Here is a 12,125-nt window from a genome sequence, read left to right as displayed (position 1 = left end):
CTCCAAAGAAGCACGTCTACAGCTGGATCTCGGTGAGCGACGCTGGCGTGCCTGATCATACGTCGAGTGGGACATCGTGCCCGAGGGCACGACGCTACTTTTGGGTCGATAGTTGGGCCTCGTACAGGCTGTTGGTAGTTTTTCCGTTGCTCAGAGCGAGAGGAACGGTCACGCCAGCCGAGATGATTGTTCCTTGCTTCTTCTCGTTGTCTACGGGAGTCTTCAAGGTCGCTTTAATGCCGACGGCCCAGTTTTTGGCGGTCGGTGGGTTCTCGATCGAATAGGTTTTTGCTGTGCTGTTCCATAAGACACTATTGGCGGCCGCCCAGCCCTGACCGGTCCCCATCCAGGAGCGATTCATGAGCTCGATGAAGCCATTGGCAATGCTGATGTTGTCAAAGAGGATGCCTGTCGCCCAGCGTTGGTGCGGACCAGCATCGACGGATACGTTGCCGGTAGCGGTGCAATTAAAGAAAACATTTGGACCCGGGGTGCGGGAAGAGGTTGTCCAGGCGTGAATATAATTTCCTGTGACAATACTATTCGAGACAAGCACCTGCTGTCCTGAAATCATATACGCCGAAGGTGCGGCAGACGTCTTTGGCACATCCATGTTAGCGACTGTGTTATTGACAGTGATCGCTTTCGCGGTTTCGCCGATGAGTAGACCTGAGACATATTTATCAAAGGCGACTTCTCGTACCCAGCCGTTTTCAGTAGCGTCGATCGACATAAATTTCGAGTCGGAGGCTCCATTGATTGGCGTGGCTCCCGTGCCATGCGTGAAGGCGCTGGCATCGCTGCTGAGATTCTCAAGTCCGACGTTGCTGATACGGCCGGAGAAGGTGTATTTCCAGACAAGCGCCGTCGTGTATTGCTTTTCTAACGCATTAGTCAATGGAACATCGATAGTGATCTGCTTCTTTTGTGCGTCAACTCCGGTGATCACACGATCGAATAGCAAGCCACTGCTGGCGGGCCAGGGAGTACTGGGCGTTCCATTCGGACGGTCAGGGATACGATCCATGCCGATGGCGGTCACCCAGGTCGCGGTTTGAGGTCGCTGGACAATAATCTGATCGCCCACGTTGAGTCCCGCTGTGCTGGCAACGTGCAGGCTACTGGCTCCCAGCGGCACGTAGCTATCGGTCGCATTGATAGTTGAGCCGGTACGCTTCCAGGTACCAGATCCTCCCATCGAGATCAACTCGTGCGGTGCTCCCTGAGCCACCAGGATTGTCCCATGAGATCCTCGTCCGGCTCCGCGCAGGACAACGCCGCTCTTGTTGATCTTGAGCGTCCCCTTGAGATAATATTTTCCAGCCTCAAGCAGGAGGACGCCTGGATGAGCACTGCTCACTTTGCTCCCGACACGTTCAATGGCCTGCTGGATGCGTGCGGTGTCGTCTTTCTGCGACGTTTGAGGGGATAGCGTCTCTACGATGTTCTGGACGTCGGGGATGTTTTGCGTCCCCGTATGAGCATATCCCACCAGAGAGAAATCGGGAACCATATCGCCTTTGTCATCATACGGCTGACGGTTCACCCACGCGTCTTGTAGCGAGCTCGAAGTATGCGATGTAGAGGGAGCGGTAGGAGTCCCGGCGACAGAAGTGGCAGTTATGTTCTGCGTTGGAGGTGTGTTTGTTGCGGAAGAGGTCGTTTGCGGAGCTACGACAGTTTCCGTGGGGCTTCCCGCTCCCAACGCGACATCGCCCGAAGAACCCTTCAATGAGCATCCCGCCAGAAGAACAATGATCAAGCAGCCCAATACAACATGAATAGATAATTTTCTATAAGCTTGCCGACTGATAACAAACTTTTGATCATAAAAATGAAAAAAGCGAGGCATAGCTGGCTCTCCATAAAATAGATTTGATGCACGTTCTGAAAAACAATTGACCCCAATCCACACAACTACCACTCATCAAAAAGAATGCCATAAATAAGAATTTCAACTATGCATATAATATGGCAGATACCCATATAAAAGAAGTTAAAAAAAGGGACAGAACGGAACCTGCTTCAGGCCATCAGGCCGCCAGACAACCCAGGGGTCCAATACCATAAATTGATGGTTAGCTATGGAGCAATAGAACATGACGGCAATTACTCAGACGTGGTATAGTAAAAGAACACTACGCATACATTGAATGCGAGCAGAGAGCTAGCCAGCATGGCAATGCGACAACTTCAATTCACAATAGGCTCTCCCCGCAGGAAGATATTTTTCGCCTTACCCGCATGCTACACAGAGATCGCTTAATGTGTGTCTTTTTGAAGCAAATCAGCATAGGCACAACGAAGAAAGGAACACAGTATAATGGAACTTGGAATGATTGGAATTGGCCGCATGGGTGCCAATATGGCACAACGCCTCGTGCGTGCTGGCAATAAGGTTGTCGGTTACGCCCGTACCGCCTCAACAGTGGAACAGCGAGTTAAGGAAGGTGCGATCTCAAGTGGAGCGACATCGTTAGAGGATGTTGTCAAGCAGCTGAGCACACCACGTATCCTCTGGCTGATGGTGCCCGCTGGATCAGTCGACGACACCATCGCTCAATTATTGCCCCATCTCTCCCCCGAAGACATCATCATCGACGGCGGCAACTCTCACTATCAGGACGATATTCGCCGCGCCAAAGAGCTGGCAAAATCGAATATTCACTATGTCGACTGCGGCACCAGCGGAGGCGTCTGGGGACTGGATCGCGGCTATTGCGAAATGATTGGCGGCGAAGATAAGATCGTAGAGTTCCTTGATCCCATCTTCAAGACCCTGGCTCCCGGCGTCGAAGCCGCTGAGCGCACACCCGGACGCGAGAAGAATCCAATCACCTCGGCCGAGCAGGGATATCTCCATTGCGGACAGCATGGCGCGGGACACTTTGTAAAGATGGTCCACAACGGTATCGAGTATGGCATCATGGCCGCGTATGCGGAGGGACTGAATATCCTGCGCCACGCCAACATCGGCAAGCAATCCTCGTTAATCGACGCCGAGACCGCTCCCGTGCAGGACCCGGAGCATTATCAGTACGATATGAATCTGCCTGAGATCACAGAGCTCTGGCGCCGTGGCAGCGTTGTCAGCTCCTGGCTGCTGGATCTGGCCGCTCATGCTTTCCTGGAGAGTCCCGATCTGAGCAACTTCAATGGTCGCGTGGCCGACTCCGGTGAGGGTCGCTGGACCGTGAAGGCCGCGATCGACGAGGGCGTTCCTGCTCACGTCCTGAGCTCAGCTCTCTATGACCGCTTCGAATCACGCAATGAGGCAGAGTTCGCGAACAAGATTCTATCAGCGATGCGCTTCGAGTTCGGTGGTCACCACGAGCGCTAATTCCCTTCCAGATAACAGACAAAGCCCAAAGAGAGACGGCGCTGCGGCCTTTGACCATAGCGCCGTCTCTCTCTTTATGTCAACCTCTAATTATCGCTAATTATCGCGCTTCTCCCAGAAATCGTGGATCGTATGGATCAACAGATCGGCGGCCTGCTGAACCTCCTCCTCGGTCGACCAGCGTCCCAGCGACAAGCGTAAGGCTCCCAGGGCACGCTCGCGTGATACTCCCATCGCGGTCAAGACTGGCGATGGCGTCGATGTTCCTTCATGACAGGCCGATCCGGTCGAGCTCGCAATCTCTGGCGTGGCAACTAAGACATCTTCTCCGATCACACCATCGATACTTACATTGAGCGTGTTCGGCAGGCGGTCAACTGGATGCCCGTTCAGACGGACCGCTCGCGGCAGTTCCTGTTGGAGATGCTGCTGAAGCTGGTCGCGCAGGAGCTGAAGACGCTGCTGGCTTCCCACTAATTGCTCTCCAGCCAGGATAGCAGCCGCACCCAGACCAACCATAAAAGCGACGTTCTCGGTGCCAGCACGTAAGCCTCTCTCCTGACCGCCTCCATAGAGCAACGGCTCGACCTGTAAGCCGCGGCGGATGTAGAGCGCTCCAACGCCTTTGGGCGCATATAACTTGTGTCCTGCGACCGTAAGAAAATCGACACCCAGGGTACGTACATTAGTGGGGATCTTGCCGATCGCCTGCGACGCGTCAGTATGCAGCAAGATGTTATGACGACGAGCAATATCAGCCAGTTCAGCGATCGGTTGGATGGTTCCCGTTTCGTTGTTGGCATACATGATTGAGATCAAGGTCGTTTGCGCCTCAATCGCCTTATCAACATCGGCGGGATTCACGAGTCCGTATTTATCGACCGGCAGATAGGTCACACGGAAGCCGTGGAAGCGCGTCAGTGCTTTACAGACGTTGAGGACGGCTGGATGCTCGGTCTGCTGCGTGATAATGTGATTGCCATGAAAACGATTGGCTAAGGCCGCCCCACGAATGGCAAGCGCGTTGCTCTCTGTTCCACTGCCAGTAAAAACAATCTCTTCAGCAATACACCCGAGCAGTTCAGCGACCTGCCCGCGTGCCGTAGACATCGCCTCATGCGTTGCTCGCGCATACGCATGAGAGCTCGACGGATTACCAAAATACGTAGACAGATACGGGGCCATTGCAGCTACCACCGCCGGATCAACGGGCGTCGTGGCATTATAATCCAGATAGATTGGTCCATTTTGTAAGCCTGGATGAGTCATAATTTGAGCTCCCCTTCCGTCTGACAAGAACAGTAGCACGCGTCTCTATTATAGACCACCTTGCCAATAGAAAAAAGCTCCCATCATGGACGGGAGCTTTTTCTTTAGCAGCCAGTTACTATTTGCTGAGCTCGGGGAATTTCGCCGAGAGAGCTCGTGCATCAGGCTCAACCAGAATCGAGCCATCAGGAAAAACGATCGTGGGCACGCTGTGGTGGCCATGGTTGACCTTGACAACATAGGCCGCGGCGTCATCATCCTGCTCGATATCGATATAATCGTAGGCGACCCCGTGAGAGTCAAACCAACGCTTCGCAAAGCGACAATCGCCACACCAGTTGGTCGCATACATCGTAATTTTTTGTTCTCCCTGCGGATTCTCCGTCGTAGCTTCAGACATCCCTTATACTCCTCGAAATCTAGCCAATGCATTCATATTCTGACTATTTCAACACGCAAGGAGTAGAAGCTTATTCCCAGCATAGTCAACATCCCCACGCAATCTATGTTATAAATTCTCTAACTCTTTACTAATTTCTGATGAGTGCATATTAGCCGCCAATCGCTCCCCACGGAGATCTTCAATCCGATAACTAAGCTGCTGGAGTGCTCCTGCCCTTTGCTCATAAGGCGAACGTTGTATCTCTAGCGTTCCCTTTTGTGATTGCCATTCTCTTCTCTGACTGGCATTGTGTGCAGCATCCTCATTAAGAGCAGTACGGAGATCTTTCTGACCCAATTGGTATATTTTACGCGACCCTATACTCTTCGCTTCTACCCACTCATTGGTGAGTTCCAGGCGTGCCTGACTATAAGATCTCATGGTTTTACCCAGAGTAGCTAAAGATTCCTTTGCATCGGATACAACTTTTGTATCATAGCTCTGCAAATCACTTCTTAACCTATCCATCTCTCTAATACCGGCACTTTCTGTATTTTCAATATGATCCAACTTATCAAGAAAACGTTTGTTGGTTGCTTCTCGTTCACTTAAAATCTGATCTTTTTTTATAACTTCATCTTGGAATTTTTCAAATTTTTCTTGAAAATGCATTGTATCCTTATATTGCTTGTTTGCATCTTGCAGATGTTTTGCGATGTCGCGTATTCTATCATCAGTACTCATTTTTGCAGCTGCAAGTTCACTGAGCCTCTCAGGAGTTACTTCTGAGCGAGGCAATCCAGAGTGAGCACGACGATCACCGGTCCCTTCATCTATTCCGAAAGACGTCCTCCTGGCTGGCTCAGGAAGAGATAACTCACGTGGCGCATGAACTCGACCATTACCTGATGTATCGGCAACTAACTTAATAATATCATTGGATGATAACTGTTTCTCTGGCGAAGAGGATCGCGTCTCTCCAGGAAATAATCTTGGCGGAGGAGAGGGAAACCCCTCTGGCGAAGAGGATCGCGGCTCTACAAATCTTGGCGGAGAAAAAGGGAGCGGCTCTGGCGAGTTAAAGAATTGCCCTTCTGATTGACCGCGTTGTATAGACTGGGAAGACATTTGCTGTTCATGCACCCGAGCCGCCTCGGACTGAACAACATCACGCATATTTCTTTGAGAGCTACCTGCACTCCTTCCCTCGCCATTATCTCGATCAGAAACGGCCTCTGTTCGTGCTCTACGACGAGCAGCTGGTTTAGTCATCTCTCTGGGTCCCATTTTTCTGTGTTCCATCAATTTCACCTCTTACTCTACTGAGAAAACGTGAGTAGTTCACATACCATTACAGATAAAGATGAGAAGCGTTTACCCTTCGTTCTAACAAAAAATAGCATGGAAGGCTGCTATCTTACAGGGCGCTATAGATCGTTTATAGGTCGCTTTTCAAGAACGCAATTAGCATGCGGATTGTTGTTTGCTGTACGAAGAGAGAAGAGAAAAAAGAAAGAGGCCAATTCTGGCAGAATAGCAAGCAACTATTCTGCCAGAATTGGCCTCTTGCGAAGTATTGGACGAGGAAAAAATCAGGCGTTCATAATCGCCGGCTTGTTGATGCGTTCGAGCATTTTGTCGAGGAAGCGCTTGCCTCCAGTGGCAATAAGCGCTGGATTACGCGCCAGAATCCCCATCACCAGGCTAGCGGTGAAATCTCCACGGATCAGCTGAGCGGCCTGGGCAGGAGTGAGACGCTTTAAGAGATCCAGAGAGTTATCCCACTGCGTATCGCTATAGGCGGCGATATGTTTGTTGACCATGTAGGAGATATCCATATCGCGGGCGAAACGCGTACGCCAGCGCTGATCGAAGCGCGACAGGTAGGCTACGGAGGTATCTCCGGCTTTGACGGCTTCCGCCGCCGTCTCGCCAGCCATCTGGCCGGAGTAGATCGCGAAACGAATCCCCTCACCAACCAGCGTTGAACCGTGTCCGCCAGCATCGCCGGCCAGGAGCAATCCGTCTTTCGAGAAGCTGGGCAGGACCGCTTCCGAGGGAAATAATCCCGTATGATACTCCAGCGGGCTCGCTCCTTTGAAATAGGGCTCCAGCTTGGGGATGTCTGTCATCACGCGATCAAGATACTTGCGAGCATCCTCATCGTTATCGGGATGAATCACGCCTGTCCCTACACGGACACGTCCGTTGCCACGCGGAAACACCCAGGCGTAACCGTTGGGCGCAAACGCGCTCCCCATGATCAGGTACAGCTCTTCTTGCGGATAGTTGGGCGCGTATAGATCGTATTCGGCTCCAAAACCGTAGCGATGAAAAGCTCCACCCATATCGGCACGCACGCCGATGTGACGCGAGAAGCCCGATGCGTCGATCGTGACATCGGCATGGAAGGTTGCTCGCTCGCTCAGATGCGTCTTGGCAGTGACGCCGACAATGCGCTCCTGCTCAAAGAGAACCTGCTCGACCGTGTGACGCATACGCAGTTCCGCGCCAGCGGCGATCGCTCGCGACGCCAGATGCTGATACAGTCCCCGGATGTCAACAACACAACAGGTTGCGATGTCGTACTGAAAGGTGACTTCCCGATGCGGCGTGATGAAATAAATGGTTTTAATCGGATGATACAGGTGCGACGGTACGCCCAATGCCTGCATATCTTTGACCCAGGTCCCTCCACTGGTGTGAATGGGATAGCCAATCTCGTTCTGACGCTCCAAAACAAGCGTGCGGATACCTTGCTTCGCCGATGCCTCAGCAGCAGCCAGGCCGGCAGGTCCACCGCCAACTACGAGCACTTTATAATCGTCTGACATGGAAATCCTTCTCTAGAGGAATGATGCATAAAAGCCGTGGAATAGAGTGTGCTTGCTTTCGCTCTTATCGATGGTAGTATAGTCTAACTGCTCCCGGCTGTCTACTGGCTATCACAAAAAAACGACAGAGTTGTCGCTTAAGAAAGGCCATCATTGTTCACCTGTCGCAATTCATGCAAAAGGGCATCATAATCCGCCAGCACGCTTTGGGTGATAGTATGATCAATGCCTAATTGCGGCTCATAAATATTGAGCGCACGCAGATACAATGGCTCGGCTTGAAGATACTCTCTCTGCTTATGATAAAGCCGGGCTAATCCATGGAGAGCTTCCGCGGTATCGAGATGAGTTGCAATCAGGAAACGCTTATAAAGCGTGAGCGCTTGATGAAACAGGCGCTCGGCTGGCTCGTATTTTCCCTGGTGCAGGTAGAGTTGGGCCAGATTGTTTATATTTCTGGCGGTATCAGGATGATCAACTCCTAACTGCTGCTTATGGATCGCCAGAGCTCTCAGAAGCAACTGTTCCGCCTGTTCATACTCCCCCTGTTGCCTGTAGTTTTCTGCCAGGTTGTTCAGGCAAGCCGCAGTGTAGGGATGATCAGGCCTCAAATGCTGTCCCCAGATACGCAAAGCTCGCAGATAAAGTGGCTCGGCCTGAGCATATTTCCTCTGGGATTGATACAGGTTTGCAAGCCCATTCAAGCTCTTGGCTGTGTCAGGATGATCTTGTCCCAGAGTTTTTTCATAGATAGTGAGCGCTTGTCGAAACAATTGCTCGGCTTGATCGTGCTTTTGCTGGAGCCAGTAAAGGATCGCCAGATTGTTCAAGTTCCTGGCAATAGCATAATGATCAGGTCCCAGATGCTGTTCGCGGATCGCCAGAGCCTGCTGATATAATGGTTCCGCCTCCACAAAACTCCCTTGCAGGCGATTAAGTTCAGCCAGATTATTCAGGCTCTTGGCTATCTCAAGGGGACGAGCACCGGGCTGCTCTAGAGCAGCATGAAACAAAGGCTCGGCCTCTTTGTATCTGCCACGATGGCTTAAATAGTAGCCAACTTTATTGAGCAGGTTCGCGGCACCAAAGGTAGCAAAAGGCACTTGCTCGATCCAGGAGGCACAAGTGATCATATGCGGCACCAGACGTTCACAGGTAGACCAATCTTCAAAATCGGTCACGGGAAAAGCGGTCATGACAGCCGACACAGCACGCTGCATCCATTGTTGTCGTATTTTAGGAGCCATGCTATCATACACGACAGCCTGGACAAGGCGATGCACGATAAGCGTCTGCGTCTGCGGATCGCGGGTAAGCAGCGAATAGTCATGCAGTACCTTGAATGCTTGATCAAGCTCCAATTGGATCGTATCTGCGGTTTCAGGACCAGGTTCGTGACTGAGTTCCCTGGCATCTTTGATAAGCAGCTCTTCGGGGATAGCATCCGAGGCCAGAAAGGCACATATGCGCAGTAGGTCGGCCGCCACAGGATTGCGCAGTTCCACACGCTCGAAAGAGAGCAGCAAGGTTGCCGCCACCGAGCGTGGATAAGCCAGATCGTAGCGAGTATTGAGCAGGGTCGCTCTCTGCACTTGATACATCTTCCAATAGGATACAAGATTGCTGCCCGTAGCCTTGAGATATGCTCCTACCTGATTCAGAGCTAGAGGCAATCCAGCCAGCTCGTTCGTGAGCAAGCGAGCATAAAAACGATCCTGGGTAGAAACGTTCTTCAGTCCTGCACGAAACAAGAGAAATGAGAGAGCCTGTCTTTTGGTAAACGGCTGCACCGTAAGCGCATGCTCAAAGCCCAGACCAAGATAACTCAGATCAGCCGAGCGTGTAGTAACAATCAAATGCCCATTCATCTGTGGTGGAAGAAACTCGATCAAAATTTCTGGCACATCAACATTATCCAGGATCAACAGCCAGTCCGACTGACTACTCAACCAGTCCTTGACTTCCTGCACAATAATCTCCTGCTTCTGCGCATCTCTTTGCGGAAGTTGAAGCAAACGGGCGATCTCAGTATAGGATGTAGTGAGCGTCTCCGTCGTCTCGGCATACGCCCAGAGGATCACACGATATTCACGACGATAACGATAGGCATACTCAACAGCAAGCTGCGTTTTACCGATCCCGCCCAGGCCGCTGAGCGTCTGAGGCTGGCTGATGACGGTCTGCGCAGTAAGAAGTCGCGTGTGCAACTGCATCAGCAGTTTTTCACGCCCTGTGAAGAACGTTTTACGTGGAAAAGGAACATTCCAGATAGTTCGTCGGTTTATCCCAGGCAGGCTAGACGATTGCGAGGATAGATCACTCAGGATAGCTTGAATACTTGTGGCGATTTCGGCAAAAGGAGTATCTTCTTCACGTTCACTCCATTCGACGAGGAAGCGATGAGCAGGAAGGGTTTGTAGGTCTGCAAATGGAGCCATCTGTAAATTTCCTACCGGTCTTACCAGGATGGGGATCACACGTGACTGGTTGGCACGATGCAAATCCAGCGCACGCCTCATTTGAAGGATGCAATATTCAGAAGCCATGAAGTCAGGGCTAATGAACAAAAGAATGAGCCTGGAGTTGTTTAAATGGTCATCGGTCTCTTGCTTCCAATCCGTACCGCCCTGGAGTAAACGATCATGCCAGATATGCAGCAATCCCGCGCTTTCAAGTATGCTCAGATGGCTGATGAGCTTCAAGGCCCAAACTTCATCCTCATGCGCGTACGAACAAAAAGCCTCAATCGGCGGAGATCCTTTCGTCATGTCAGAGCCTCCTGGTAAAATCATTCCTTGAAGGGAGTAGAGTAGTATAAAGTAGTATGTGTTATATAAAACGAATAAAATTTGCCAAAAGAAAATTATAGGAGGGAAGGAGAGACATACTTAATCATCTTTATATAGTAACTCAATCATAAAGGAAAACGCGATCCGCTCCTGGAACGCACGATAGCTCAGCAGGTAGCTCAGCAGTGCCAGGAAGAAGCCTGGGAGGCGTTCATGAAGCTCGACGATATCGCAGGCGAGCTAGCCAAAGACGCTCACGATCGTATCCTGTGGCAAGGGAGCTATCCGCTCGCGTGACGATCAGAAAAGGCTTGTGGAGACAAGCTAAGTTGAGCATCAGACAGAAAAGTAGGATAATATACAAAGATACACAAAAAAGTACAATGCAACCAGAAATCAATCCATTATTCTGATGGTAATATAGCCAGGAGGGTAGAAAATGGCAACCAGGACTGCATCAAAACCGACATCACAGGGCACATGTGCCTTTTGCCAACTTGAATTTGCTAAAGCAAAGATGACTCAACATCTCAAATCCTGTAAACAGCGACAGGCAACAATTGAGAAGCAAAAGAAAAAATCCAGGCAGTCAGAGACACGTCTGTTTCATATTCTGGCGGAAGGCCGCTACAGTCCAGAATACTGGTTCCACTTTGAGATACCTGCGAATGCATCTTTATGGGAGATAGATTCCATTATTAAGGAAATGTGGATAGATGACTTGGATCATCTGAGCAGTTTCAAGATTAACAATACAAACTATGACACTGAAGTAATGGATTATTATAATTTCATAGTCTCCAACGACGACAAAAAGGTCGACGATCACAAGAGCGAAGAGGACGAAAAGCAAGAAGTCAAAGAAATCGTAGAAAATGCCGTGAAGTTATATACATTACGGTCTCAAATAGTCAACAAGTCACAGCCAAACAGTCATGTCTCCATTTCAGATGCATGGCTCGAGGAAATCCGAAAAGTACGTACTTTCGATGAGTTAGAGACTTTTCTCAGGGATGAGTTGGTGAGCGCAAAACAGGAAGAGGAAGCAAGTATGAGCAAGCTTCTACCGCAAGATATTACTCTTCTGGCAAGCAAAGCAGGATATCTAACGCCGAATTTGGCTAACCTAAAAAGATTGACACTTGAAGCGCTCCTGGAAGAGATCCAGGATACAAGCATGATTGTGTCTTTAGATCACGTCCTCAAAGTTGGTCAGAAGTTCGCGTATACCTATGATTTCGGGACGTCTACCTACATCAATCTAAAGGTCATCGCCGAACGAGAAGGTATCGTGGCAAAGAAGAAGCACACAATACAACTCCTGGCCCAAAATAGAGCACCAGCGTTTGCCTGTAGCGTCTGCGGAAAACCTGCCACAAAAGTATTCATGGAGGATGTCTATGATGGCCTTACCGACGCTACATTTTGCGACAAATGCGCAGAAAAAAGTGACAATGAGGAGTATATGCTTGATCTGATCAACTCTCCTCGTGTCGGCGTGTTGTAACGTC

The 12,125-nt window shown here is 50.5% G+C and carries 8 protein-coding genes; 2 read left to right on the top strand and 6 right to left on the bottom strand.

Annotation, left to right across the window (positions count from 1 at the left end):
- Window positions 1–94: 94 nt before the first annotated feature.
- The gene (locus AC27N8_RS31310; RefSeq protein ID WP_487072901.1) at window positions 95–1,852 is read right to left on the bottom strand and encodes a hypothetical protein; all 1,758 of its coding nucleotides are present in this window, start codon (window positions 1,850–1,852) and stop codon (window positions 95–97) included.
- A gap of 471 nt (window positions 1,853–2,323) precedes the next feature.
- On the opposite strand from AC27N8_RS31310, the gene gnd reads away from it, so the two are divergent.
- Window positions 2,324–3,340 carry a phosphogluconate dehydrogenase (NAD(+)-dependent, decarboxylating) gene (gnd, locus tag AC27N8_RS31305; RefSeq protein WP_487072899.1) on the top strand — a complete coding sequence of 339 codons (1,017 nt, stop codon included), beginning with the start codon at window positions 2,324–2,326 and terminating at the stop codon, window positions 3,338–3,340.
- A gap of 96 nt (window positions 3,341–3,436) precedes the next feature.
- Here the strand turns inward: gnd and AC27N8_RS31300 are convergent, their stop codons facing one another.
- The 5 genes from AC27N8_RS31300 to fxsT form a co-directional block, all read right to left on the bottom strand.
- Window positions 3,437–4,609, bottom strand: coding sequence for a cysteine desulfurase family protein (locus AC27N8_RS31300; protein WP_487072897.1), 1,173 nt, complete (start codon window positions 4,607–4,609; stop codon window positions 3,437–3,439).
- Window positions 4,610–4,727: 118 nt separating this feature from the next.
- Entirely contained in the window at window positions 4,728–5,009 is a 282-nt protein-coding gene (locus tag AC27N8_RS31295) for a mycoredoxin (protein ID WP_487072895.1), read from the bottom strand.
- Between the two features lie 108 nt (window positions 5,010–5,117).
- Window positions 5,118–6,293 (bottom strand): hypothetical protein, encoded by a 1,176-nt coding sequence (locus AC27N8_RS31290; RefSeq protein WP_487072893.1) that lies wholly within the window; start codon window positions 6,291–6,293, stop codon window positions 5,118–5,120.
- 290 nt (window positions 6,294–6,583) lie between these two features.
- Window positions 6,584–7,825 carry an NAD(P)/FAD-dependent oxidoreductase gene (locus tag AC27N8_RS31285; RefSeq protein ID WP_487072891.1) on the bottom strand — a complete coding sequence of 414 codons (1,242 nt, stop codon included), beginning with the start codon at window positions 7,823–7,825 and terminating at the stop codon, window positions 6,584–6,586.
- A 137-nt stretch (window positions 7,826–7,962) separates the two neighbouring features.
- Complete coding sequence (gene fxsT, locus AC27N8_RS31280) at window positions 7,963–10,593, bottom strand: FxSxx-COOH system tetratricopeptide repeat protein (protein WP_487072889.1); 2,631 nt, start codon at window positions 10,591–10,593, stop codon at window positions 7,963–7,965.
- 460 nt (window positions 10,594–11,053) lie between these two features.
- Between fxsT and AC27N8_RS31275 the strand changes: the two genes are divergently transcribed.
- Window positions 11,054–12,121: a hypothetical protein gene (locus tag AC27N8_RS31275; RefSeq protein WP_487072887.1), complete on the top strand. Its 1,068-nt coding sequence runs from the start codon at window positions 11,054–11,056 to the stop codon at window positions 12,119–12,121.
- Window positions 12,122–12,125 lie beyond the last annotated feature (4 nt).

Source organism: Dictyobacter sp. Z7_2 (genome assembly GCF_057551105.1).
The sequence above is the reverse complement of the archived record's forward strand: the minus strand, read 5'-3'. Positions and strand labels throughout refer to the sequence as shown.

Bases quoted from the DNA above. Each gene is read 5' to 3' on its own strand.
- AC27N8_RS31310 (WP_487072901.1), bottom strand. From the start codon at position 1,852: ATGCCTCGCTTTTTTCATTTTTATGATCAAAAGTTTGTTATCAGTCGG.
- gnd (WP_487072899.1), top strand. From the start codon at position 2,324: ATGGAACTTGGAATGATTGGAATTGGCCGCATGGGTGCCAATATGGCA.
- AC27N8_RS31300 (WP_487072897.1), bottom strand. From the start codon at position 4,609: ATGACTCATCCAGGCTTACAAAATGGACCAATCTATCTGGATTATAAT.
- AC27N8_RS31295 (WP_487072895.1), bottom strand. From the start codon at position 5,009: ATGTCTGAAGCTACGACGGAGAATCCGCAGGGAGAACAAAAAATTACG.
- AC27N8_RS31290 (WP_487072893.1), bottom strand. From the start codon at position 6,293: ATGGAACACAGAAAAATGGGACCCAGAGAGATGACTAAACCAGCTGCT.
- AC27N8_RS31285 (WP_487072891.1), bottom strand. From the start codon at position 7,825: ATGTCAGACGATTATAAAGTGCTCGTAGTTGGCGGTGGACCTGCCGGC.
- fxsT (WP_487072889.1), bottom strand. From the start codon at position 10,593: ATGACGAAAGGATCTCCGCCGATTGAGGCTTTTTGTTCGTACGCGCAT.
- AC27N8_RS31275 (WP_487072887.1), top strand. From the start codon at position 11,054: ATGGCAACCAGGACTGCATCAAAACCGACATCACAGGGCACATGTGCC.